Here is a 25,066-nt window from a genome sequence, read left to right as displayed (position 1 = left end):
ATGGTGCTCTCGGCACAACGACAAGGGCAGACGTTGGTTGCCCAGCACCACGGAGGCGAGTCCGGTCGGCCCCACCATGGAGTCGAGGCCACCCACCAGACCTGACACAGGAGTCGATCGAATGCCCGCCGTGACCCCCGCCGGTACCCCCGTCCCCGAGCGCGTCGCCGTCGTCGGCGCCGGCATGGTCGGTCTCGCGACCGCCTGGTTCCTCCAGGAGCGTGGCGTCGAGGTCACCGTCATCGACCGCGACGGCGTGGCCGCCGGCGCGTCCTGGGGCAACGCCGGCTGGCTGACCCCCGGCATCGCGACGCCGCTGCCCGAGCCCGCCGTGCTCAAGTACGGCCTGCGAGCCGTGTTCAGCCCGAGCTCGCCCGTCTACGTGCCGCCGAGCGCGCGTCCCGACTTCCTGCGGTTCGTCACCGGCTTCACCCGCCACAGCACGATGACGGCGTGGAAGAAGGCGATGGGCGCCCTCGTGCCCGTCAACGACCTGTCGCTGCAGAGCTTCGACCTGCTGAAGGCCGGCGGCGTCGACGCCGAGACATACGAGGCGAAGTCGTTCACGGCGGCCTACCGCACCGCCGAGGAGCGCCAGACCCTCCTCGAGGAGATCGAGCACATCCACGCCTCCGGTGGCGACATCACCTTCGACGCCCTGACCGGCGACGAAGCCCGTGCGATCGAGCCGGCCCTGTCCGACGAGATCGGCGCCGCGATCGTGCTGCACGGCCAGCGCTTCATCAACCCCGGCGCCTACGTCGCCGCTCTCGCCGACTCCGTCACCGCCCGCGGCGGCAAGATCGTCACCGGCAGCGCCGTCTCGCGCATCACCGACACCCCGACCGGCGTCCTCGTCACCAACGACTTCGGCCAGGCCGAGCACTACGACGCCGTCGTCGTCGCGACCGGCGCGTGGCTGGGCAAGCTGGCCCGCGAGTTCGGCGTCAAGCGCGTGGTCCAGGCCGGCCGCGGCTACTCCTTCAGCGTCGAGGTCGAGGACCTGCCCAACGGCCCCGTCTACTTCCCGGCCGCCCGCGTGGCCTGCACGCCGGTCGGTGACCGCCTGCGCGTCGCCGGCATGATGGAGTTCCGCCAGCCCGAGGCCGCGCTCGACCGCCGCCGCGTCAAGGCCATCGTCGAGTCCGCCCGCCCGCTGCTCAAGGGCGCCGACCTCGACCACCGCCAGGACGAGTGGGTCGGCTCGCGCCCCTGCACCGTCGACGGCCTGCCGCTCATCGGCGCGTCGAAGAACCCCAAGGTCTTCTTCGCCGGCGGTCACGGCATGTGGGGCATCACCCTCGGCCCGGTCACCGGCCGCCTGCTCGCCGAGCAGATGGTCACCGGCCGCGCGCCCGAGCAGCTCGCGCCCTTCAACCCGCTGCGCTGAGGCGCCGCTGACGTGCCGTCGATGCGCCGTCGACAGGGCCGTCGACAGGGCCGGCCGGTCGGAGCACACCGGCCGGCCCTGGCGCAGGCGGAGGCGTGCACGCAGCACAAGGCCCACCTGACGAATGCGTCAGGTGGGCCTCCGTGCGCGTCCCCCCGCGCAACGGCAGGGCGACCGGGCGCCCTGCACGGCCACCGCCGGACCCCTCAGTGCGGCGGCGGCCGTCCACAGGGGTTCGGAGACGTCATGCGGAACGGATGGGTGCCGATCCGAACCGATGTCGACGTCGTGACTCAGGCCGGCGTCAGCACGACGAGGCTGTAGGCGCCCACGGAGACGGTGCCACCGGCGGGCTGGTCGTCGACGGGCTCGTCGGTGGCGTCCACGTCGTGCGTCTCATGGCCGGCGAAGAGGGCGCTGTAGGTGGCGGCGTCGGAGTTGAAGCGGACCGACCAGAGCCCGGCGGACGGCATACCCGTCGTGATGTCCTGCGGCTCGGCCGAGGCGTTGACGACGACCACGGCGACGTCGTCGCCCGAGCGGCGGGCCCACGAGAGGGTCTTGGCCTCGTCGTCGAGGTGCAGCACCTCGAAGCCCTCGCCGCGCAGGCCGCGCGAGACCCCGTCGGCGTCGCGGCGCAGCCGGATGAGGTCACTCGTGAGGCGCACGAGGTCGCGGAACTGCTCGGCACGGTCCCAGTCGAGCGGCACGGTGTCGCGGAACTCCTCGCCCTCGAGGAACTCCTGACCCTGGAACAGCATCGGGATGCCGGGAGCCGTCAGCGTCATGGCCAGCCCGAGGGTCGCGCGCTTCTGCGCCGCCCAGCCGGTGGGGTCGCCGCCGTCGACCTCGTCGGGCACCCGGAGGCCGCCCTCGGCGACCTCGTCGTGGCTCTCGGTGTAGACGACGCGCCGGAACGGCTCGTCGTTGCCGCGCAGGGCCTCGGCGAGCTCGGACATCGAGCGCTCGGAGTCGTCCACGGCGGTCAGGACGTTCCGCACCGGGTGGACGAAGCCGGGATCCCACTGGGCGTGGAAGCCGGCGCCGTCGTCGTCGACCGTGGTGATGGCCGGGTCGGACTGCAGGTCCTCGGCGATGAGGATCTTGTCGGGGTGGCTCTCGCGGACCGCCCCGGTGATCGAGCGCATCAGCTCCCAGCCCTCGGGCACGTCGCCGGTGCCGAGGCCGTCGATGGTGCGCACGTAGAGCGTGGCGTCGAAGCGCAGCCCGTCGAGGTGGAACTCCTCGAGCCACATCAGGACGTTGTCGTGCAGGTAGGCGCGCACCTCCTCGCGCCCGTAGTCGGGCCGGGTGTCGCCCCAGGGCGTCGACGAGCGCTCGTCGTTGTAGAAGTAGATGCCGCCCTTCTCGTTCTCGCTCCACCCGTCGAACTGCCACAGCGCGAGGTCGCTCGGACCGAAGTGGTTGATGACGACGTCGAGGATCACCGCGATGCCGTGCCGGTGGGCCTGCTTGACGAAGTCCTTGAGCGCGTCCGGGCCGCCGTAGCTGCTCGAGACGGCGAAGGGGTTGGAGGGGTTGTATCCCCAGGAGTAGTCGCCCGCGAACTCGGTGACCGGCATGAGCTCCACGGCGCTCACGCCGAGGTCGGAGAGGTGGTCGAGCTTCCCGGCGACGCCCCCGAGGTCGCCCGCGTCGCCCTCGGCTGCGACGAACGAGCCGATGTGCGCCTCGTAGATGACGAGGTCGTCGTGCGGCGGGCAGCCGAAGGTGTCACCCTCCCAGTCGAAGGCCTCGCGGTCGTAGACCACCCCGTTGCCGGACGAGTTCGTCACGACGCGGGCCCGCGGGTCGATGCGCATGAGGCGCTGCTCGCCGTTGGTGATGACGAACTGGTACTCGTCGCCCGGACCGGCGCCCTCGACGTCGGCGTACCAGTGCCCGTCCTCCTCGGCGACCATGGCGTGGCCGTCCTCGGACCAGTCGGTGAAGCTGCCGGTGACCGCGACGGCGTCGGCGTTCGGGGCCCAGACGCGGAAGGCGGTGCCGCCCTCGTGCGGCATCGAGCCCAGTCCGGGTCGGGGGGTGTCGCGCTCGGACATGGGGCTCCAGACGTCGGGAGGGGTCGGCCGAGCCGACGGGCTCGGGCCGGTTGGGGACCGATGGGTGTCGTACCCGATCGTCCCGCCCGACCCGTCAGCCCGTCGACCGGCTCGGCGTCCCGTCGCAGCGCCCCGGATCAGCGAACCCGGCCAGCGCCCCGGATCAGCGAACCCGGCCAGCGCCCCCGGTCATCGCAGGTAGCCGGTGACGTGGGCTACGAGCTGGACCGTGCCACTGGAGTGGTTGGTGACGGTGACCGTGCCGGCGCTGGAGAGACGGCCGACGTAGAGGTTTCCCGCGGTCTGCCCTGCGACGAAGCTGACAGTCGAGGTACTGCTCGCGGTCATGGAGTCGACAGTGAGGCGACCTGAGCTTCTCGGGGCCAGGGCGATGACGTTGACTGCGGCGCTCTTGGCCCCCGCAGGCACAGGGGAACCGGTGGCGCCAGCGACCTTGACAGTCAGTGACGCATTGGCGCCGAGGGCGGTGCGGACCGGGTTGGCTTTCGTGCCGTATCGGGTGTCGAGCAGGGCAGTTGGCGCTGTCGTGGCCCACTGGTTGGACGTGCTAGCCCCTGTGACGTAGCCGCTGACATCAGCGAGCACGTGGACCGTCCCCGCTGAGTGGTTGACGATGGTCAAGGTCCCCGACGACGACAGGCGGCTCACGAGGAGGTTCGTCACAGAGCGGTTGGCCGGGAAGTTTGTGACCGCGCTCGCACTGGAACCGGTAGCCCCGACGCTGAGGTAACCGACCTTCTGTGGCGCCGTCGTGGTCAGGTGGACGGCTGCGGCCGTTGCTCCTGTGGGCACCGGCGACCCGCTGACGCCGGCTACTTTGACGGTGAGCCAGGCGCCCGCGGCGAGGGCGGTGCGGACGGGGTTGCTGGCCGTGCCGGAGCGCGTGTCGAGGATCCGCGTGGGGGCGGGACTCGTCCAGCGGTTGGTGGTCCCGCTGGTCGTGAGGTAGCCGGTGACGTCGGCGATGACGTGCACCGTACCCGCTGAGTGGTTGACGATCGTCAGGGTGCCACCGGAGGACAGACGACCCACATGCATATTCGTGACGGCGCGGCCGGCCGTGAAGTCGATGACCGAGCTGTTGCTTGCGCTTGACCAACCTGCACTGAGGTAGCCGGTCCTCTGAGGTGCCGACGCCGTGAGGTCGACCATCACGCCTGTCGCTCCGGCCGGCACGGACGACCCCGCAACGCCCGCGACCTTGACGGGCAGGGAGGCCCCCGCCGAGATGGGTGTGCGCACCGGGTTGGCCTTCGTTCCGTAGCGCGTGTCGAGGACGCGTGAAGGCGCCACAGGGACGACGTGCGAGAAGGACGACGGCCGGACGGCAGCCGACGGGCTCGACGCCGGTCCGGGGCCCACGACGTTGGTCGCCGTGACCGTGAAGGTGTAGGCGGTCTCGTTGCTCAGTCCCGTCATCGTCACGGACGCGGCCGACCCCGACACCGTGGTCGTCGCGCCCGACGGGGACGCCTTGACCGTGTAGCCCGTGACCGGGCTGCCGTTGGCGGCGGCGGCGGTCCAGCGGACCGTCGCCCGGCCGTTGTCGGGGACCGCCGACACCGAGGTGGGCGCGGACGGTGCCGTCGCCACGAGCGAGAAGCGCATCGCGTCGACCCCGACCTGCTTGGTCGTGGAGACGGTGCTGCTGTCGCTGGCGTGGACGCGGACGGACGTGCCGTTGCGGGCGAAGTAGCTGCCCAGGGAAGCCCAGCCGGAGAGGGTCGACTGGTCGAGGGACGTCGTCTTCGTGCCGGTCGCGTCGGTGACGGCGTAGCGGGCGTTGGCGGTCGCTCCGGTCGCCGGGACGTAGGCGCTCACGGCATACAACCCCGTCGAGAGGCTGGGCGACCACGTCGCGCCGTTCTCCTCGGTGCTGCCGTCCGCGGAGTAGGTGGTGTACGTGTAGTAGGCGCGGCCCTGCAGGCCCTGCCCCTGGTTGGGCTTCCAGTAGTACATGTTGCCGGTGAAGAGGAAGGACGGGCCGCCGGGGCCGACGATGCCGGCGCCGTAGCTGATCGGCACCGGGTTGCCGGTGACGCGGCCGCCCACCCAGTTGGCGTCGATGTTGATGTTGACGCCGCCCCACGTCTCGCTGCCGGTGCTGTACTGGTGGATCCGCTGGCCGTTGGCCCAGTAGTTGTCCCGGAAAGCGGGGTACTTCGCCGAGTCGGACAGGGTCTGCAGGCCGTTCCAGTTGGCGAACCACACGTTGTCGGGCGCCGTGAAGCCCGTCGTGCCGACGGCCTTGGACAGGTCGACCATGAGCGACCCGGTGCTGCCGTACGCGCCGGAGGTGTAGCCGCGGGCGTGCAGCTCCTGGGTCCAGGCCGTGAGGAACGTCAGGACCGTGGAGGTGCAGGAGGCGCTCGGAGCGTAGGCCTCCATGTCGTAGTAGATCGGCGACCCGGCGCCGAGGCCGAAGAACGCCGCGCGGCCGGCCGCGTCCGCAGCGGCCGCCTTGCCCTGGGCCGCAGCCTGCTTCGGGTCGATGGTGGCCAGCCCGGTCTGGTTGACGCAGGGGGCCTGGACGCCCACGTAGATCGGGATGAGGCCCCAGCCCATCGTGCTGACCTGGCTGACCCAGCTCGACGACAGGTTGCCGTCGGGGCAGGCACGCATCGAGCCGCCGATGTAGATGCCGGCGGCGCGGTAGGGGGAGGACAGCCAGGACTGCATGGTGGAGACGCTGGGGGCGGCGCACGCGTCGAACCCCATGCCGGTGAAGGTGCGGGGGCCGGACGCAGCGACGGTGGTGGCGGTCGTGACAGCGGTCCCGGTGGACGCGGTCGTCAGGGAGGCGCCGGCGCGCGAGCCCGGCGTGGACGAGGTGGTGGAGGAGGTCGTGGGCGAGGTCGCGGTCGAGCTGGTGGTCGAGCTCGTCGTCGCGGTGGCGAGGACGTCGTCGACGGCCGACTCGGCGGTGCCCCACGTGGCGTCGACCTGCACGTCCTGCGCGGCGAACCGCGCGGTCTTGGTGCGGGCCACGGGGTCGGACCCGGTGTGCGCCCGGAGCCTGCCGAGCGAAGTGGTCCCCGACGTCGTGGCGGCCGTCGCCAGGTCGGTCCCGGGGTGCAGCCAGACGGTCTCGGTGCGCCCGACCTTGTGCGCGGGGCAGTCCTGCTGGCTGCGGGGCCGGCCGAGGTAGACGGCCTTGACGTCGAGCCGCAGGCACCGCGTGGGGTCCGCGTCGAGGTCGATGACCGGCCAGTCGGCGGGGACGGAGACGCGGACGCCGCGGTAGTCCACTGCTCGCGTGCCGACGGGGAGGGCCGGGGCAGCAGCCGTCGCTGCCTGCACGGCCGAGGCCGAGGCCGGCGCCGAGGCCGTGACCGGCTCGGCCGTCGCGGTGGTCGCGCCACCGAGGGCCAGTGCGGCAGCACCGGCGAGAGCCGTGAGTCGGCACCATGCAGCGGTCATGTCAGAACCTCTCGAACGTCACGGCAGTCGTACGGTCCAGCCGCGGTCCCTGTCGCCGCGGCACAAAACACCCATTACGCCACCTCTGCGACGGTATCGCGCTCAGCGGCCCCACGGGCCCCTATCGCCCCACCCGTCCCACGCGCGAGCTGGCCGTGGTTCACCGCGTCAGGAGGTATGCCGGGTGCTCGGGCACGTGCCCCGTGTCGCGCAGCTGCCGGGCGAGGAGCAGGGCGCCGTCGAGCGCCCCACCGTGGGTGGGGGAGCGTCGGGCGCCGCATTCGGCGAGGCGCCGGTCGAGCGCGTCCGCGACGGGGGTGGCGGCGAGCAGGCCGCCGGTCGCGGCGAGGTGCGGGCTCTCGAGCCCGTCGGCGGCGCGGAGCAGCGAGTCGGCGAGGTCGGACCCGGCCCGCACGCACAGGGTCTGCGCGACGGGGTCGGAGCCTGCTGCCTCCGTCACGAGCGGAGCGACCGACGCGAGGCGCTCGGGTGCGTCGGCGGTGGTCATGACGAGTCGCGGCCACCCCTCGGGCGGACCGAGAAGGTCGACGGCAGCGGACAGCAGGGTGGCCGATCCGTCGGGCAGCCCGTCATGGGCGCGCAGGGCCGCCCGCAGGCCGGCTATGCCGAGCGCGGCGGCCGACCCGGCGTCGCCGAGCACGTGCCCCCACCCGTCGACACGGCGCCACTGCCGGTCGAAGTCGGTGCCGAAGGCGACGGCGCCGGTGCCCGCGGCGACGACGGCCCCGGGCCCGACGCGGCCGGTCGCGCCGACGAGGCCCGCGACCGCGTCGCTGACGACGATCGTGCGCCGGGCGCCCAGGCCCTCGGCGACGGTGCGCAGCACGTCGCTGCGGTCGGCGAGGAAGAGCAGCCCACGCATGGACCACGCGAGCACCTCGGGCGCCCTTGCGCCTGAGGCGATCTCGCCGTCACCAGCGTCCAGCAGCGAACGGGCGTCGGCCACGAGGGCGGCCACGTCGATCCCGCCCGCCCCGACGCGAGCGCCGGGAGCGGCGAGCACCGGACCCGGCCCCACGGCATACGACTGCAGGCGGAGTCCCGAACCGCCGACGTCGACGGCGACGACCCTGCCGGTCGCGGACGTGCTCGGCTCGCTCACGCGGGCGACCCGGTCACTTCGCCATGCCGGCGGTGAGGCCCGCGACGATCTGCTTGGTCGCGACGAGGAAGAGCAGGATGAGCGGGATGGTCGTGATGACCAGGCCGGCGAACACGGCCGAGTAGTTGGTTGCGTTCTCGCCGAAGAAGTTCGTCAGCCCCACAGGCAGGGTGTACTTCTCCTCGCGGCGCAGCAGCACGAGGGGGAAGAGGAAGTCGTTCCAGATCGGCACGAAGCGGAAGACCGCGACGGTCGCCAGTGCGGGTCGCACGAGCGGCACCATGATCCGCCAGAACGTCTGCCAGCTGCTCGCGCCGTCGAGGGCCGCTGCCTCCTCGAGCTCCTCGGGCAGCTGCCGGAAGAACGTCGTGAGGACGAAGATCGAGAACGGGATGCCCGACGCGGCATACATCAGCATCAGGCCGAGGCGGGAGTCGATGAGGCCGAGCCCGTCGAAGAGGTAGAAGATCGGCAGGATCGCGAGGTGGATCGGCAGCATGAGGCCGGACAGGAAGAGCGACTCGAGCCACCGGAAGATCCGCGAGCGACCGCGCGCGAGGGCGTAGGCCGCCATCGTCGCGACCGCCGTCGAGATGGCGACGGCGCCCACGGTCACCGCGAGCGAGTTGCCGAAGTACGTCGCGAAGTTGCCGGTCGTCCACGCCTCGACGTAGCTGTCCACCGTCGGGGGAGTGGGCAGCCCGAGCGGGTCGGTGATGAGGTCGGCGTTCGTGCGGAAGCTGTTGCTCACCATGAGCAGCAGCGGCACGAGCGCCAGGGCGGCATACCCCCACAGGAGCACGCCGGCGCCCGCGCCGCCGACGGGACGGTTGGCCCGCGAGGGACGCCGGCCCCGACGGGCCTGGGTCGTCGGGACGACCGCCTGCTCCGACGGGGCCTCGGTGGTGACGACGGCGGTGGTCATGCGGTGATCCTCCGCTCGTGACGGCGCAGCACGGCCGTGGCGGCGTAGGCGCCGCCGAAGATGATGAGGAAGAGCAGCGTCGCGAGGGCCGACGAGCTGCCGATGGCATCGGTCGCGCCGGAGTCGAACGCCGTGCGGTAGAAGAGCAGTGACACGAAGTCCGTTGCGCCCGCGGGGTTTCCGGTCGAACCGCCGAAGGCGTACGGCAGGGCGAAGGCCTCCATCGCGAAGATGAACGTCAGCACCGAGACCGTGCCGATGGCGGGCACGAGGAGCGGCAGGGTGATCTTGAAGAACGCCTGCCGGTTGGTCGCGCCGTCGACGCGGGCGGCCTCGGTCAGCTCCTCGGGGACGCCACCCAGCGCCGCGCCGTAGAGCAGCACCGGGAAGCCGATCCACTGCCACACGCTGACGAGGATGACGACCCAGATCGCGGTCTTCGGGTCGCCGAGCCACGGGAGGGCCCACGACTCGAGGCCGACCTTGGTCAGCAGCGTGTTGACGGGCCCGAAGGTCGGCGACAGCAGCAGGGTCCAGAGGTAGCCGATGACGATCGGGCTGACGAGGTAGGGCATCGCGTAGAGCGTCTGCAGCATCCGCCGACTGCGCGGTCGGCTGTAGAGCAGGTAGGCGATCGTCAGGCCGAAGGTGTTCTGGATGAGCATCGTGCCGAGGAAGAAGAGCACGTTGTGCAGCAGGGCCTGCGGCAGGTCGGTCGTGAAGGGGGCCCGGGTGAAGAGCGTCACGAAGTTCTGGGCCCCCGCGAACTCTCCGCGGGTCGTGCCCTGCCACTGGAAGAAGGCGTAGGAGAACGCCGTCACCATCGGGTAGAGCACGAACACCGCGAAGAGCGCGAGCGCCGGCGCGACGAAGACCAGGCCGGTGCGGCGCCTCATGCGGGATCCGTCACGCGCTCGGCTTGAACCAGGTCTTGACACCCGTGTCGAGGTCCTGGCTCACGCCGGCGGCGTCCTTGGAGCCGAGCAGCATCTGCTGGAGGCCCTTGCCCAGCAGGTCGGTGCCCGACGGCGCGCCGTAGCGGAAGTCGGTGAGCAGCAGGTACGGCGACCCGGAGTTGTTGTAGTTGTCGCTCATCTGCTTGAGCAGCGGGTCGGTCGGCTCGACGCCCGGCACGGCAGAGATCTGCTTGATGTCGTCGTTGACCATCTGGCCGAACTCCTTGGAGGTCATCCACGTGACGAGCTCCGTGGCCTCGTTGGGGTGCTTCGACTTGGCGGAGACGGCGAAGTTGCCATCGGCCCATCCTGCCGTCGTCGCGCTCGAGCCGCTCGGCGAGCCCGGGGCCGGCGGCACCTGGAAGATGCCGATCTTCATGCCGGGGTTGGCTTTCTGCAGGACCGACAGGTCGAAGCTGCCGCCCGGGATCATCGCGGCCTTCTCGGCCGAGAAGAGCGTCTGGGCGTCGGTCTGAGCGACACCGGTGACGTTCTTGGGCATGTACTTCTCGAGGTCTCCGACGACCTTGACCGACGCGACCCAGTCGGGGTCGGTGAAGGACTTCTTGCCCGACAGGACCTCGCTCTGGAAGGCCTTGCCGCCGAAGCGCGAGCCGGCGAGCACCTCGTGCACGATCGGCAGCGTCCAGTCGTCCTTGGCGCCGACGGCGATCGGCGTGACGCCGGCCCCCATGAGCTTGTCGTTGGCGGCGAGGAACTCGTCCCACGTCGTCGGGGCCTTGAGGCCATTCTTCTCGAAGAGGCCCTGGTTGTAGAACATCTGGACCGTCTGGCGGGCGAGCGGCACGGAGTAGGTCTTGCCGTCCTCCTTGCCCTTGGCGCTCGCGACGACGTTCTCGTCCCAGCCGGTCAGGTCGACCTTGCCGTCGAGGGGCAGCAGCGACTTGCTCGCGACGGTGCCCTGCAGCTGGCCGTAGGAGCGCACCTGCGGCACGTCGGGGCCGCTCGAGCCGGCCAGGCCGGTGGCGAGGATCTTGTTGTACTCCGTCGCCTTGAACGCCTTGAAGTCGACGTTGACGTTGGGGTGGGCCTTCTCGTAGGCGTCGAAGATCTTGTTGTATGCCGCCTCGTCCTCCACGCGCCACGACCACACCGTGAGGGTGACCTTGCCGTCACCACCTGCGCCGGTGGAGTCCGAGGAGCCCGACGAGGAGGGCGAGCAGGCGGTCACGAGCAGGGCTCCGGAGAGCGCGGCGATCGTGAGGACCGTGCGGCGTGCGCGCCGCGACGAGCCGGGAGGGCGTGAGGCGAACGTCATGGTGGTGCTCCTGTCGGGTTCTTGCGAGGTGCCTGGGCGGGCACGTGGGTGGGGGGTGTGGGGTAACGGGGTCGCGCTCGAGGCTTCGTGTCGTGTCGTGTCGGGTCGTGTGGGCGGGTGCGGCGTCAGGCGGTGGGCTCGGCGGCGGCCTGCGAGACCTGGCCGCCCAGAGAGGCCAGGGCACGGGCGACCGAGCCGTCGTGGGCGGAGATGGCGTCGCGGGCCGTGGTGGCGTCGACGCCGGCGAGCATGGACAGCAGCGCGGGCTTGAGCTCGCCGTCCGCTGCGTCCAGCGCGTCGCGAGCCTGGTCGGCGTCGGCGCCCGTGGCCTCCCGGAGGATGCGCAGGACCCGGCCGCGGAGCTTGGCATTCGTCGCGACGACGTCGACCATGAGATTGCTCCACGTGCGGCCGAGCCGGATCATCACCGCGGTCGAGAAGGAGTTGAGGACGAGCTTCTGGGCGGTGCCGGCCTTGAGGCGGGTCGAGCCGGTCAGGGCCTCGGGGCCGGTGCGCACGGCGAGCAGGATGTCGGCGTGGACGGCGAGCTCGGCGGCCGGGTTGGCCGTGACCAGGGCGGTCACGGCGCCCACCTCGCGGGCCCGCGCGAGAGCGCCGGCCACGAACGGCGTACGCCCTGAGGCCGTGAGCCCGATGGCGATGTCTCCGGGTCGCAGGGCGTCCGCCTCGGACCGGCCGAGGTCGAAGTCGTCCTCGACGTTCTCGATCGCCTGGAGGAGTGCCTCGGGCCCGCCGGCGTGGTGGGCGACGACGAGACCGGCGGGGGCGTTGAAGGTGGGGCGCAGCTCGGCCGCGTCGAGCACCGCGAGGCGGCCGGACGTGCCGGCGCCGAAGTAGTGGACGGTGCCGCCGGCGCGGAGCGACTCGACGGCCAGGTCGACGAGGCGGGCCAGGTCGGGCAGGACCTCGCTGACGGCCCGGGCGACAGTCGCGTCCTCGGCGTTGAGCGCCCGGAGGATGTCGAGGGAGGTGTGGGTGTCGATGGACGTCGTCCCCGGATGGCGCTCCTCGGTGGGGGCGTCCACGGTCACCTCGCTGCTCACCCGAGCGAGGTTAGTTTCCTACGACTAAGGCGTCAATGCTGTAAATGAGTAACATTCCGGTCACGGTCGCGCCGTGCTGTTCCACCCCACTCGAGTGCCCACTTCCCGACGTGACGATCTGGGCACTCGACGCTCGAGTGCGCATTTTCCGACGTGAGGAACTGGGCACTCGACGGGGAGGGTCAGTCGGTGACGTGGTGGCCGGCGACGGCCTCGCGCGTGTCGGCGACGGCCTTGCGGGCCCGGCGCAGGTTGCGCTGGGCGACGGCGATGTAGAGGCAGTCGATGACCGTGAGCGCGGCGATGCGGCTGGCCGTCGCGCCCGAGCGCAGGCTCGTCTCGCGCGCGGCGGTGGTGAGCAGGAAGTCGACGCCCGACGCGAGCCGCGAGAGCGGGAAGTTCGTGATCGCGACGGTGCGTGCGCCGGTGGAGCGCGCGGCCGCCAGCGCCTCGATGGTCTCCGTCGTCGTGCCGGAGTGGGAGATCCCGACGGCGATGTCGCCCGGGCCGAGCAGGGTGGCGCTCGTCAGGGCGATGTGGGGGTCGTTCCAGGCGAAGGCGACGATGCCGATGCGGTGCAGCTTCTGCTGCAGGTCGGTGCCGACGATGGCGCTCGCGCCGATGCCGTAGATGTCGACGCGGCCGGCCTTGGCGATGGCGGCGGCGGCGGATGCGAGGGCCTCGCGGTCGAGCTGCTGGGCGGTCTCCTCCACGGCGCTCGCGTCGGTGAAGGCGACCTTGGCGATGATGTCGTCGATGGTGTCGCTCGCGCTGATGTCGGTGCCGCTGCGGCTCATCGTGCGCGGGTGCGCCGACTCCTCGGCGAGGGCGAGCCGCAGCTGGGGGTAGCCCGGGAGCCCGAGCCGGCGGCAGAAGCGCAGCACCGTCGTCTCGGACGTGCGCGCCGCGGTGGCGAGCTCGCTGATGGTGAGCCCGGCCGCGCGGCGCGCGTCGGCGAGGACGATGTCGGCGACACGGTCCTCGGCTGGTGACAGCGAGGGCTTGATCCCCCGCAGGCGGATGAGCAGCGATGCGCTCGCGGCGCCTGCGGGGGACGAGGCCCCGTCCTCGGTCCTGGGCATGGGCCTACGCTACGGCGTCGCGACCGGACAGGCGCCATCCGTCTGCGGTGAAGGCGTCCGGTGTCTTCTCTCCGTCGAGCAGGACGCCGCCCGGGCCCTGGACGACGACGTCGTCGACGGCGACGCCGCGGCCGAGGTAGCCGCCGTCGGTCGTGTGCCGCCAGCGCAGCTGCTGCGAGCCGGCGGGCAGGTCGGCCCGGACCTGCACCCAGCGCCTGGTGCCGGAGCCGGAGACGACGCCGTCGGCGGTCTCGGTCGTGCCGCGGTCGACGACGTCGAAGGGCAGCCCCGTCCACGTGGCGCCACCGTCGGTCGAGCGCTCGAGGTGGAGCAGGTCGGTCTCCTCGGTGTCGAGGAAGAGGTCGAAGCCGAGCCGGCCGCCGCGTGGGCCCACCGGCAGGGCCGGTGTCGTGAGCGTGGTCGTCGTCGCGTTCTCGCCGCCGGTGAACCAGGCGGTGTCGCCGTGTCGGGGGCGGATGGCCATCGCCGCGGCGAGCCCGTGCGCCCACTCACGCCGCGCGAGGTTGATCGATCCCCAGTTGCGGGACGGGTGCACGCGGTTGGTGAGCAGGATGGCGAACGAGCGCGACGTGAAGTCGATGACGATCGAGGTGCCGGTGTAGCCGGTGTGGCCGGCGGTGCGCGGGCCGCTCAGGGCGTCCATGTACCAGCGCTGGTCGAGCTCGAAGCCGAGACCGTGGGAGTCGCCGGGGAAGGCCTCGTTGAAGTTGGTGATGAGGGCCTCGACGCTCTTGCGGCTGAGGATGCGCTCGCCGCGGTAGGCGCCGCCGTTGAGCAGGGCCTGCGACAGGACCGCGAGGTCGTCGACGGTGGAGAAGACGCCGGCGTGACCGGCGACGCCGCCGAGCGACCAGGCGTTCTCGTCGTGGACCTCGCCGCGCACCATGCCGCGCGGCGGGGCCGTCTGGTACTCCGTGGCGGCCGTGCGGGCCTTGTCGGTCGGGTTGTAGCCCGTGTCCTTGATGCCGAGCGGCGCGGTGATGCGGTCGTGCACGACGGCGTCGAGCGGCTCGCCCCGCAGCTTCTCGACCATGACGCCGAGGGTGATGAGGTTGAGGTCGCTGTAGAGGTAGGTCGAGCCCGGCGCGTTGGTGAGCGGCCGGTCCATGACGGCCTTGATGCGCGAGGCCTTGTCGGGCCACTTGCTCCACAGCGGGAGCCACGACGTGAAGCCCGACGTGTGCGTCAGCAGCTGGCGCACGGTGACGGACTCCTTGCCGTTCGCCGCGAACTCGGGGAGGTATGCCGCGACCGGGCTCTCGAGGGAGACGCGGCCTTCCTCGATGAGCTGGACGACGGCTATCGAGGTGAAGAGCTTCGAGACCGAGGCGAGGTCGAAGATCGTGTCGGTGCGCATCGGCTCCCACTGGTCGCGGGGGAGCTCGGTGGTCGCGTCGGCGTAGCGCAGCGCCCAGCCGCTCGCGTCGCGCTCGACGATGCGGCCCTCGTGGCCCATGATCCCCACGGCGCCGGCGAAGAGGGGGTGCCCGCTCGGGTCGACCTGCTCGTGGCCGTGGATCTGCGCCACGGCCTCGGCGATGGGTGCCGGGCCGAGGCCGACCGACGCGGGGCTCGCGTCGGACAGGACGGTGTTGGGCGGGGCGAAACCACGGTCGGGCTTGCTGAAGTCGTCGGCCGCGGCGCGGCCGGCGGGGCCGGCCGTCACGAGGCTGCCCGCGAGGGCGAGGCTGCCGAGGGCGGCCGGGACGAGGGTGCGCAGTCGCATGTCACTCCTGGATTGTCGGGGACGCGTGGGGTGCGCGCTCAGGCCTCCGGGCCGCGGTAGATGAGGTACTGGCGGCGGCGGGCGTCGAACGCCGCCAGCTCGTCCTGCCAGGCGCCGACGACCTCGTCGGCGGGGGCGCCGGCTGAGATCTGGGTGCGCAGCCGCTGCGACCCGGTCAGCTTGTCGATCCAGTACGGCCGGGCCGGGTCGTAGGAGTCGTAGCGCCACTCGAAGCCGCTGTAGAGCGCCTTGGCCGCGACGAGCATCTCGACGGTGGAACGGATCGGGTCGAACGCCGCGGGGTCGGTCACGTGGACCTGCACGCCGCCGCAGACCTTGCCCGTGTGCTTGCTGAAGGTCGGGGAGAAGTAGGCCTCGCGGAAGCCGACGCCCGGGAGGTCGAGCGCTGCGAGACGTTCAGCCCACTTGTAGTCGACGAACGGTGCTCCGACGAGCTCGAACGGCCGCGTCGTGCCACGACCCTCCGAGAGGTTGGTGCCCTCGAACATCCCGGTGCCCGGGTAGACCAGCGCGGTGTCGGGAGTCGGCATGTTGGGACTTGGCATGACCCACGGGAGGCCCGTGACGGCATACGGCACGTCCCGTCGCCAGCCCTTGACCTCGATGACGGACAGCTCGGTGAGCCGGCCACCCGCGTCGGCGGTGAGGAACTCGCCGTCGAAGTAGCGGGCGAGCTCGCCGACCGTCATGCCGTGCGCCTGGACGATCTCCTTGGCGCCGACGCCCGAGGTCCACGGCGTCGTCATCATCGGGCCGATCGCCTTGCCGCCGATGGGGTTCGGGCGGTCGAGCACGACGAAGCGGGCGCCGACGGCGACGGCCGCACGCATGGCCGTGTACATCGTCCAGATGTAGGTGTAGAAGCGCGCGCCGACGTCCTGGATGTCGAAGACGACGGTCTCGACACCGGCCGTGCGGAAGAGCGTCGTCATCTTGGCCGCGTTGGCGCCGTAGGCGTCGTAGACCATGAGCCCGGTGCGCGGGTCGGTGTGGTTGCCCTCGGAGTCGCCCGCCTGCGCCGTGCCGCGGAAGCCGTGCTCGGGGCCGAAGACGCCGACGATGTCGACGGCGCCGGACTCGTGCATCTCGTCGACGATGGTGCGCAGGTTGGTGAGGATGCCGGTCGGGTTGGTGATGACCCCGACCTTCTGTCCCGACAGGGCCGACCACTTCGCGGCGGCCGCGCTCTGGGCACCCGTCGTCACCGGGTTGTTGGGGTAGTTGCTGGCGTATGCCGTCGGGCCGGTCTGCGCTGCAATGGAACCCGCGGCGGTGGCGGGGATGGCGACGGCGCCGAGGGCGCCGGCGGTGAGCAGCTGCCTGCGGTTGAGGTTGGTCATCTGGAGCTCTCCGATCCTTGGTCGAGCAGGACGGTCGCGGCGACTGCTCGGTGGTCGCTCGCGCCGACGAGGGTGGGGTCGTGGGCGGTGGTCGCGTCGACGACGTCGATGCCGGGGGAGACCGCGACGAGGTCGATGCGCTTGGTGGGGTTGATGGCGGGGTAGCTGAGGCCCGGCTCGCCGTCACGGGTCGGCGCCACGGCCCAGGCGTCACGCAGGCGGGTCCAGAGCCCTGCGAGCTCGGGGGCGCCTGCGTCGGCGTTGAGGTCGCCGAGGAGCACCTGGTTGGCGCCTACCGGGTCCTCGCCCAGGACGGCGACGGTGTCGGCGACCTGGAGCCGCCGAACTGTGGGGTCCCCCCGGTAGTCGAGGTGGGTGACGTAGACGTGGGTGCGGGCGCCGCCGATCTGGATGGTCGCCTCGAGGAAGCCCGGCGCCGGCGCGGGCAGCGGGTTCGGGTCCTGTGTCGACAGGCGCGTCAGGTCGTGGTTCTCGACGGCGACGATCGGGTGCCGCGAGAGCAGGGCGACGCCGAACTCCCGACGGGGGGCGCCCGGTGTCGGAGGGGCGAGGCTGTAGATCGGGGCGAAGGCGGTCCGCATGCCGAGCCGGCGACCGAGCTCGGCGACGGTGTCCTCCCATTGGCTGCGGTCGCCCCAGCGGACGTCCGCCTCCTCGAGGCCGACGACGTCGGCGTCGAGCGCACGGATGGCGGCGGCCGTCCGATCGAGATCGTAGAGGTTGTCGCTGCCCGCCCCGGCGTGGATGTTGTACGTCGCGACGACCGCGCGAACGGACGGAATGCTCTGGCCGGTCGCCGGGTTCGCTCCGCCGAGCTCGGCGCTGGCGGGCAGCGCCGCGGTGGCCGTGGCCGTGGCCGTGGCGACGACGAGTGCCGTCGCCACGGCCATCCGCTTCAGGGCGCTCATCTCAGTAGGTGAGGCCGTGGCCGAAGGGGTAGAGGACGGTGTCCGGGTCTCCGGCGACGGGGATGTCGACGGGCAGCGACGCGGTCGGGGCGACGTCGCCGACGATGACGCGTGCTGCGGCCTCGATGGCGACGGGGCTGTAGGAGTAGGTCGCGACGTAGGTCGGAGCGCTCGTGAAGTAGGCGATGTCGTAGGGGTCGCGCACGGCGACGACGACGACCGTCGTCCCGGTGGCGAGCAGCTGCTTGACGAGCTTCTGCTGGCCGCCGCGCTTGTCGGTGACGCTGGTGTCCCACGCCTTCATCGTGGTGACGACGACGACGTCCTTGTCGGCGGCAGCGGCCACGGCGGCTGCGACCTGGGCATCGGTGGGGGACGTGCCGGTCTGGACCGTCTGGACGGTGGCGCCCTTGGCGGTCAGCGCCGCAGCCAGGGTGGCCGTCGTCGAGACGCCGTAGCCGGTGACGAGCACCTTCTTGCCCTTGGGGGCGATCGGCAGCGCCTCGGCGTCGTTCTTGACGAGCGTCGTCGTGCGGTCCGACACGGAGTCGGCGGCGGCGAGGTGGGACGGGGTGCCGACGACGGACGAGACGGCGCTCGGGTCGGCGTAGGGCCGCGCCACGATGCCGCGGCGGTACTTCAGGCTCAGGACGCGGCGGACCTTGGCGTCGACGTCCTCCCGCGGGATGCGGCCGCTGCGGACGGCGTCGAGGACGGCGGCGAAGGCGTCGTCCATGGCCGGCGTCATGAGCAGCTGGTCGACGCCGGCGAGGAGGGCGCGCACGGCGACCTCGGCGTCGCCGTAGAGATCACGGACGCCCTGCATGGCAAGCGAGTCGGTGACGATGACGCCCTCGTAGCCGAGCTCGCCGCGCAGGACGCCCGTCATGATCGGCTTGCTCAGGGTGGCCGGGTTGCCCGAGTCGTCGAGCGCCGGGAAGGCCAGGTGGGCCGTCATGATCATGTCGATCTGCTCGTTGATCGCGGCCTTGAAGGGCGGCGCGTCGATCGACTCCCACTGCTCGCGCGTATGGGTGATGACGGGGAACGCAACGTGGCTGTCGGTCGCGGTGTCGCCGTGGCCGGGGAAGTGCTTGGCCGAGGAGGACACCCCGCCGTCGCGCTGGTAGCCCGCGACCTGCGCCGCGACGAGCTCGGCGGCGAGGTCGGGGTGCGAGGAGAAGGACCGGGTGCCGATGACCGGGTTGAGCGGGTTGACGTTGACGTCGCACACGGGGGCGAAGTTGGTGTTGACGCCCATCGCGAGCAGCTCGCGGCCGGTGATGGCGGCGGCGGTGCGCGCGTCGGGCGCGCTGCGGCCCGCACCGAGGGCCATCGACCCGGGGAACTGGGTGGCCGGCGGGCCGATGCGGGTGACGACGCCCTGCTCCTGGTCGATGGCGACCTGCAGGGGGATGCGCACCTTGCTCGACTGCGTCAGGGCCGCCTTCTGCAGGCCGTTGGAGAGGCCGACGATCTGGTCGGGGGTTCTGCACGCTGTCGGTCCAGGCGAAGTAGATGACGCCGCCGAGGTGGTACTTCTGCACGACCTCGGCCGGGCTCGCCACGCCGTAGAGCGGCAGGTTGCGGCTGTCGGGCGACGTGGCGTCCTTGCCGTAGACGTTCTGGATGAAGAGCTGGCCGACCTTCTCCTCCAACGTCATGCGGGCGATCGTCGAGGTGACCCAGCCGTGCTCCCCGGCGAGCGCCGCCGGGGAGGAGGTCGAGGCGGCGCGGGCGCTGCTCGCCGCGGCACCGGCCGCCGCCGCGGCGAGACCGCCGGCGATGACGGAGCGACGTGAGAGATCGGACATGGTCATGGTGCCTCCAGAAGATGTGAAGAAATGACGCATTCTGCCTTCTGGGCGGAACTTACCTACGTACCAAGGCGTAGGCAACAGATAGCCAGGACCGGTCCGGTGGACAGCGCGCTCCGGACGACTCCTCAGCGCGACTCCTCAGGGCGACTTCCGCCCGAGCGTCACCAGCCGGCGAGGGACCTCACGGTCTGCACGGTGTCGATCTCCGAGACGGGCTTGTCGTCGCGGTAGCGCAGCACCGGGGCGAAGCGCAGCGCCATGCCGCCGGGGTAGCGCGTCGACCTCTGCACGCCGTCGAAGGCGATCTCGACGACCTGCTCGGGCCGCAGGGTGACGACCCAGCCGCTCTCGTCGGCCGGGTCGACGGCGAGCTCCCGGAAGCGCTCCGTCTGCCACGCGAGCATCTCGTCGGTCATCCCTTTGAAGGTCTTGCCGAGCATGACGAGCTCGCCCGTCTCGGCGTCGCGCGCCCCGAGGTGGATGTTGGACAGCCACCCCTTGCGTCGGCCGCTGCCCCACTCGACGGCGAGCACGACGAGGTCGAGGGTGTGCCGGGGCTTGACCTTGACCCAGCCCGGACCGCGCCGGCCGGCGGCGTACGGCAGGGCGGGGTCCTTGACGACCACGCCCTCGTGACCCGCGGCGACGAGGTCGCTGAAGAACTGCTGGGCCCGCTCGGGGTCGTCGGTGCTCTCGCGCGGCACGAGCCACGCGGGCGGCACGGTGCGTCCGAGGTGGCCCCAGCGCACGTGGGCCGGCTCGTCGAGCAGGTCCGCGCCGTCGAGGTGGAGCACGTCGAAGAAGAAGGGCGTCAGCGGCACCTCCTCGCGCAGCCGCTCGACGTCGGCGCTGCTGGCCGTGCGCGCGCCCGTGACCTGGAACGGCTGGGGGCGACCACCCTCACCGAGCGCGATGACCTCGCCGTCGAGCACGAGCGTCTCCACGTCGAGCGCCGCGAGCGCCTCGGTGATCTCGGGCATCCGGTCGGTGACCTCGTCGAGCATGCGTGTGAAGAGGCGCACCGTGCCGGGGCTCGTGCGGTTGTCGACGTGGGCCTGCAGGCGTATGCCGTCCAGCTTGGTCTCGACGACGACCTCGCCTCCCAGCGTGGCGAGGGCCGCGGCGACGTCGGGCGCTGAGCCTGCCAGCATCGGCCGCAGCGGGCGGCCGACCTCCAAGGTCAGCGCCTCGAGGGCCGGGGCGCCCCCGCTGAGCGCGGCGCTCGCGACGGGACCGGCGAAACCGGCCAGCATCACGGCACGGCGGACGGCGGCGTCTGGCACCTCGGCCGCCTTGGCGACGGCCTGCAGCATGACCCCGTCCCCGGCGCCCTGACGGGTCTCGCCGGTGATGAGGCCGCGCAGCCACGCCTGCTCGTCGGCGGTGGCGCGCGCGAAGAGGTCGCGGACGGCAGCCGAGCGCGCGTCCGCCGAGCCCGAGCCGCCGATGCCGGCGATCGCCGAGGCAGCCGCGTCGACCTCCTCGACCGTGAGGGTCGAGGTCTCGGCCGGGTCGGGCAGGCCCTGCAGGCCGCGCCAGCTCACGCCGATGCGCCGCTGGGGGAGCGTGCCCGACAGGTGCGCCGTGACGACCTCGACCACCTCGGGCCCGTCCTCCGCGGCGCGCTTCAGGCAGGTGGCCAGCGCCTCGACCTTGGCCGTGCGCGACGACGTGGCGGCGACGGTGTGCGAGGTGGCGACGACGTCCGAGAGCTGCATGACCTGATCCTGCCCGCTCCCACCCACATCCAACCCCTGCATCACCGTCGAAAGGCCAACGTTTGCGGGTGCCCCACCGTCGAGAGGCCAGACTTTGCGGGTGCCCCACCGTCGAGAGGCCGACGTTTGCGGGTCACCGGACTAGATTCGCGACATGGTAGGCATCGTCGACCGATCCCGCGGTCTCGCACGCAGGGTCGGACTGGGCACGGCGACAGCGGCCGGCGCGCTGCTCGTGACCGCCCGGACGACGCCCTGGCCGTCGGCGCTGCTCATCCGGGCCGTCTTCGACCGCGGAGCGGCACGGGCGAGCTCCGCCCTGGAGAAGCACGTCCCGGGCGACCTCGTCGAGGTCGTCGACGAGGCCTACGACATCGCGTCCCCCGACGGGAGGCTCGACGTCTTCCGCCCGGCCCGTGACGAGGCCCTGCCCACGGTCGTCTGGGTCCACGGAGGGGCATTCGTGTCGGGGTCCAAGACCGACGTCGCCAACTACCTGCGGGTGCTCGCCGGCCGGGGGTTCACGACGGTGGGGGTCGACTACTCGATCGCCCCCGGCTCGCGCTATCCCACCCCCGTCAAGCAGGTGGCGGCCGCCCTGGACCACCTCGTCGACCACGCCGACCGGCTGGGCATCGACCCCTCGCGGATCGTCCTCGCCGGTGACTCGGCCGGCGCCCAGATCGCCGCGCAGGTCGGGCTGCTCGTCAGCGACACGGCATATGCAAGGGACGTCGGCATCGACGTGGACCTGCCGGCTGAGGCGCTCAAGGGCCTCGTACTGTTCTGCGGCGCCTACGAGTTCACCCTCGCGCAAGGGTCGACCCGGCTCGGCAGCTGGCTGATCGACACGGCCATCTGGTCCTACCTCGGCTCGAGTCGGCGCCACGACGAGCGCACCACCCGCCAGGGCTCCGTCCCGGGGCACGTCACGCCGTCGTTCCCTCCGACCTTCGTCTCCGCCGGCAACGGCGACCCGCTGCTCCCGCACACCCACGCGCTCGTCGAGGCTCTCGACCGGCACGGCGTCGACCACGACGCCCTGCTCTACGCCGACGACCACGAGCCGCGGCTCGGCCACGAGTTCCAGTTCGACCTCGACAGTGCGGACGGGCGGGAGGCGCTCGACCGGGCCGTCGCGTTCGTCCACCGCGTCACCGGCTGAGGGACCCGCAAGCCTGGCCTCTAGACGGGCCGGAACCCGCAAACTGTGGCCTCTCGACGGGCCGGAACCCGCAAACTGTGGCCTCTCGACGGGCCGGAACCCGCAAACTGTGGCCTCTCGACGGGCCGGAACCCGCAAACTGTGGCCTCTCGACGGGCCGAAACCCGCAAACTGTGGCCTCTCGACGGGCCCGAACGCGCAAACTGTGGCCTCTCGACGGGCCGGAACCCACAAACTGTGGCCTCTCGACGGGGCGGGACCCGCAAACTGTGGCCTCTCGACGGTTGAGGGGGGAGCGGCTCTTGACGGGGAGGGGCTACTGTCGTCAAGGTAAGCAAGCGCTTAGTCCCCTTGCGAGGAGCAGCATGCCCGACACCGCCGTCGTCACCGGAGCCGCCCGGGGGATCGGTCGCGCCATCGCGACCCGACTCACGCGCGAGGGCTGGCAGGTCGTCGTCGCCGACCTCGACGCCGCGGAGCTGCAGTCCGTGGCCGACGAGACGGGGGCGCTCGCCGTCCCCGGCGACACGTCGACCGACGCCGGCGTGCGCCACCTCGTCGACACGGCATACGACCACCTTGGTCACGTCGACGTCTTCTTCGCCAACGCGGGCATCGGCACCCTCAAGGGGCTCGACGCCTCCGACGACGAGTGGGCCCGCACGCTCGAGACCAACGTGCTCGCCCACGTGCGCGCCGCCCGACACCTCGTGCCGCGCTGGCTCGACGCCGGTGGTGGTCGTCTCGTCGTGACCGCTTCTGCCGCAGGGTTGCTCACGATGCTCGGTGATGCGCCCTACTCCGTGAGCAAGCACGCGGCGGTCTCGTTCGCCGAGTGGTTGAGCGCGACCTACCGGCACCGCGGCATCGTTGTCCAGGCGATCTGCCCCCAGGGCGTGCAGACCCGGATGCTCGACGGCTCCGGCCCGCTCAAGGACCTCCTCACCCTGGACGCGACGCTCACGGCCGACGAGGTCGCGGACGCCGCGTGGCAGGCGCTCGCGACCGACGCCTTCTACGTGCTCCCGCACCCCGAGGTGAGCGGCTACTACGAGCAGCGAGCCGCCCACCCCGACGCCTGGCTCGCCGGCATGAACCGGCTCCAGCAGAAGCTCGACCACCAGGCCCAGACCTCCACCACCCCGACCTCCACCCCGACCTCCACCCCGACCCAGGAGAACGCATGACCGACCAGCCGACCACCGCCGCCACGACCACCCAGCGCACCGCCATCGTCACGGGCGCCGCACGCGGCATCGGCGCCGCCGTCGCCAAGCGACTTGCCTCCGACGGGTATGCCGTGGCAGTCCTCGACCTCGACGAGTCGGCTTGCGCCGCAGTCGTCTCCGAGATCGAGTCTGCGGGCGGCAAGGGTCTCGCCGTGGGTGTCGACGTGTCCGACGAGGCCGCCGTCGCAGCCGCGGTCGAGCGCGTCGCCACCGAGCTCGGCGCCCCGACCGTGCTCGTCAACAACGCCGGCATCATCCGCGACAACATGCTCTTCAAGATGACCGCAGACGACTGGGACGCCGTCATGAACGTCCACCTCCGCGGCTCGTTCCTCATGACCCGCGTGACGCAGAAGCACATGATCGACGCGAAGTTCGGCCGCATCGTCAACCTCAGCTCCACCTCGGCGCTCGGCAACCGCGGCCAGGCCAACTACTCCGCCGCCAAGGCCGGCCTGCAGGGCTTCACCAAGACGCTCGCCATCGAGCTCGGCAAGTTCGGCGTCACGGCCAACGCCATCGCCCCGGGCTTCATCGCCACCGACATGACGCGCCAGACCGCCGAGCGCATGGGCATCACCTTCGAGCAGTTCCTCGAGGGCGCCGCCAAGGAGATCCCCGTCGCGCGCGTCGGGCAGCCCGAGGACATCGCTGCGACTGCTTCCTTCCTCGTGCGTGAGGAGGCCGGGTTCGTCTCGGGCCAGGTCATCTACGTCGCCGGCGGACCGAAGGACTGACGTGACGGACGCCGACCGCACCGACCCGCCGGGACTGCCGCTCGACGCGCTCCGGGGCTTCCTCGACCGTGAGGCCCCCGGCCTGCTCGACGGGCCGCTGACCGGGCGGGTCGTGGCGGGCGGCAAGTCCAACCTCACCTACGAGGTGGGCGACGGCACGAGCACCGTCATCGTGCGTCGCCCGCCCCTGGGCCACGTGCTCGCCACCGCGCACGATATGGTGCGCGAGCACCGCGTCATCGCCGCGCTGCGCGACACCGCCGTCCCCGTCCCGATCACGTATGCCGTGTGCGAGGACCCCGACGTCATCGGCGCCCCGTTCTACGTCATGGAGCGCGTCGCGGGCACGCCGTACCGCTTCGAGGCGCAGCTCCAGCCGCTCGGCGGGGAGCGGGTGCGCGCCATCAGCGAGCGCATGGTCGACACGCTCGTCGCCCTGCACGCCGTCGACCCCGCCGAGGTCGGTCTCGCCGACTTCGGGCGTCCCGAGGGCTTCCTCGAGCGGCAGGTCCGGCGCTGGAAGCAGCAGCTCGACGCCTCCCGCAGCCGCGACCTGCCCGGCATCGACGAGCTGCACGAGCAGCTCGCGGGTTCCGTTCCGGCGCAAGGCGATCCGACCATCGTCCACGGCGACTTCCGTCTCGACAACCTCCTCGTCACGACCGACGACGAGGTGTCGGCGGTGCTCGACTGGGAGATGGCGACGATCGGCGACCCGCTGACCGACGTCGCGCTGCTCGAGGCCTACCAGCGGCTGCCGCTCCTCATGGACTCCGTCGCGGTCTCCGACGTCTCGCGGGCGCCGGGCTTCATCAGCGGACCCGAGCTGCGCCAGCGGTATGCCGCAGCGAGCGGCCGCGACCTCGGGCACCTCTCGTTCCACCTCGGGCTCGCCTACTTCAAGCTCGCCGTGATCCTCGAGGGCATCCACTACCGCTACACGCAGGGCCAGACCGTCGGCGGCGGCTTCGCCACGATCGGCGAGGCCACCGTCCCCCTCGTCACGGCCGGCCTCGCCGCCCTCAAGGAGAGCTGAC

General features: G+C 71.8%; 19 protein-coding genes. 6 read left to right on the top strand and 13 right to left on the bottom strand.

The window, feature by feature from the left end; translation table 11 throughout:
* Window positions 1-121 precede the first annotated feature (121 nt).
* Window positions 122-1,390 carry an NAD(P)/FAD-dependent oxidoreductase gene (locus IEY30_RS14280; protein ID WP_030199240.1) on the top strand — a complete coding sequence of 423 codons (1,269 nt, stop codon included), beginning with the start codon at window positions 122-124 and terminating at the stop codon, window positions 1,388-1,390.
* Window positions 1,391-1,683: 293 nt separating this feature from the next.
* Here IEY30_RS14280 and IEY30_RS14275 read toward each other — a convergent pair whose 3' ends face one another.
* The 12 genes from IEY30_RS14275 to IEY30_RS14220 form a co-directional block, all read right to left on the bottom strand.
* A complete protein-coding gene (locus IEY30_RS14275) occupies window positions 1,684-3,453 on the bottom strand; it encodes an alpha-amylase family glycosyl hydrolase (protein ID WP_030199243.1) in 1,770 nt (589 codons plus the stop codon).
* Between the two features lie 189 nt (window positions 3,454-3,642).
* Entirely contained in the window at window positions 3,643-6,894 is a 3,252-nt protein-coding gene (locus IEY30_RS14270) for a glycoside hydrolase domain-containing protein (protein WP_052358584.1), read from the bottom strand.
* A 160-nt stretch (window positions 6,895-7,054) separates the two neighbouring features.
* Window positions 7,055-8,017 (bottom strand): N-acetylglucosamine kinase, encoded by a 963-nt coding sequence (locus IEY30_RS14265; protein WP_030199248.1) that lies wholly within the window; start codon window positions 8,015-8,017, stop codon window positions 7,055-7,057.
* A 13-nt stretch (window positions 8,018-8,030) separates the two neighbouring features.
* Window positions 8,031-8,942 carry a carbohydrate ABC transporter permease gene (locus IEY30_RS14260; protein ID WP_030199250.1) on the bottom strand — a complete coding sequence of 304 codons (912 nt, stop codon included), beginning with the start codon at window positions 8,940-8,942 and terminating at the stop codon, window positions 8,031-8,033.
* Entirely contained in the window at window positions 8,939-9,838 is a 900-nt protein-coding gene (locus IEY30_RS14255) for a carbohydrate ABC transporter permease (protein ID WP_030199253.1), read from the bottom strand. Before IEY30_RS14255 ends, IEY30_RS14260 begins: the two co-directional genes overlap by 4 nt.
* A 10-nt stretch (window positions 9,839-9,848) precedes the next feature.
* Complete coding sequence (locus IEY30_RS14250) at window positions 9,849-11,177, bottom strand: ABC transporter substrate-binding protein (RefSeq protein WP_030199255.1); 1,329 nt, start codon at window positions 11,175-11,177, stop codon at window positions 9,849-9,851.
* Between the two features lie 125 nt (window positions 11,178-11,302).
* A complete protein-coding gene (locus IEY30_RS14245) occupies window positions 11,303-12,241 on the bottom strand; it encodes an N-acetylmuramic acid 6-phosphate etherase (RefSeq protein WP_030199258.1) in 939 nt (312 codons plus the stop codon).
* A gap of 182 nt (window positions 12,242-12,423) precedes the next feature.
* Entirely contained in the window at window positions 12,424-13,323 is a 900-nt protein-coding gene (locus tag IEY30_RS14240; RefSeq protein WP_030199261.1) for a MurR/RpiR family transcriptional regulator, read from the bottom strand.
* A 4-nt stretch (window positions 13,324-13,327) separates the two neighbouring features.
* On the bottom strand, window positions 13,328-15,070 hold the full coding sequence (locus IEY30_RS14235; RefSeq protein ID WP_030199265.1) for a serine hydrolase domain-containing protein: 1,743 nt from the start codon (window positions 15,068-15,070) through the stop codon (window positions 13,328-13,330).
* A gap of 38 nt (window positions 15,071-15,108) precedes the next feature.
* Window positions 15,109-16,431, bottom strand: a complete 1,323-nt coding sequence (locus IEY30_RS14230; RefSeq protein WP_030199268.1) for an exo-beta-N-acetylmuramidase NamZ family protein — start codon at window positions 16,429-16,431, stop codon at window positions 15,109-15,111.
* Window positions 16,428-17,360, bottom strand: a complete 933-nt coding sequence (locus IEY30_RS14225) for an endonuclease/exonuclease/phosphatase family protein (RefSeq protein ID WP_030199272.1) — start codon at window positions 17,358-17,360, stop codon at window positions 16,428-16,430. The genes IEY30_RS14230 and IEY30_RS14225 overlap by 4 nt, the downstream gene beginning before the upstream one ends.
* A gap of 1 nt (window position 17,361) precedes the next feature.
* Window positions 17,362-18,783, bottom strand: a complete 1,422-nt coding sequence (locus IEY30_RS14220; RefSeq protein WP_229675012.1) for a glycoside hydrolase family 3 protein — start codon at window positions 18,781-18,783, stop codon at window positions 17,362-17,364.
* Between the two features lie 206 nt (window positions 18,784-18,989).
* On the opposite strand from IEY30_RS14220, the gene IEY30_RS21935 reads away from it, so the two are divergent.
* On the top strand, window positions 18,990-19,208 hold the full coding sequence (locus IEY30_RS21935) for a hypothetical protein (RefSeq protein ID WP_229675011.1): 219 nt from the start codon (window positions 18,990-18,992) through the stop codon (window positions 19,206-19,208).
* A 133-nt stretch (window positions 19,209-19,341) separates the two neighbouring features.
* On the opposite strand, the gene IEY30_RS14215 is transcribed toward IEY30_RS21935, so the two are convergent.
* On the bottom strand, window positions 19,342-20,898 hold the full coding sequence (locus IEY30_RS14215) for an ATP-dependent DNA ligase (RefSeq protein WP_030199276.1): 1,557 nt from the start codon (window positions 20,896-20,898) through the stop codon (window positions 19,342-19,344).
* A 154-nt stretch (window positions 20,899-21,052) separates the two neighbouring features.
* Here IEY30_RS14215 and IEY30_RS14210 point away from each other — a divergent pair, with 154 nt between their 5' ends.
* From IEY30_RS14210 to IEY30_RS14195, 4 genes are all read left to right on the top strand, one after another.
* Entirely contained in the window at window positions 21,053-22,063 is a 1,011-nt protein-coding gene (locus IEY30_RS14210; protein WP_052358585.1) for an alpha/beta hydrolase, read from the top strand.
* A gap of 365 nt (window positions 22,064-22,428) precedes the next feature.
* Complete coding sequence (locus IEY30_RS14205) at window positions 22,429-23,250, top strand: SDR family oxidoreductase (protein ID WP_043416866.1); 822 nt, start codon at window positions 22,429-22,431, stop codon at window positions 23,248-23,250.
* Window positions 23,247-24,029 (top strand): 3-oxoacyl-ACP reductase FabG, encoded by a 783-nt coding sequence (gene fabG, locus IEY30_RS14200; protein WP_043416868.1) that lies wholly within the window; start codon window positions 23,247-23,249, stop codon window positions 24,027-24,029. The genes IEY30_RS14205 and fabG overlap by 4 nt, the downstream gene beginning before the upstream one ends.
* A 1-nt stretch (window position 24,030) precedes the next feature.
* Window positions 24,031-25,065, top strand: a complete 1,035-nt coding sequence (locus tag IEY30_RS14195; protein WP_030199294.1) for a phosphotransferase family protein — start codon at window positions 24,031-24,033, stop codon at window positions 25,063-25,065.
* Window position 25,066: the final 1 nt, after the last annotated feature.

This window comes from Terrabacter tumescens, from assembly GCF_014646815.1.
Classification (GTDB): Bacteria; Actinomycetota; Actinomycetes; order Actinomycetales; family Dermatophilaceae; genus Terrabacter; species Terrabacter tumescens.
Note: the sequence above shows the minus strand (reverse complement) of the source record. Positions and strands in the feature narration are given on the sequence as shown.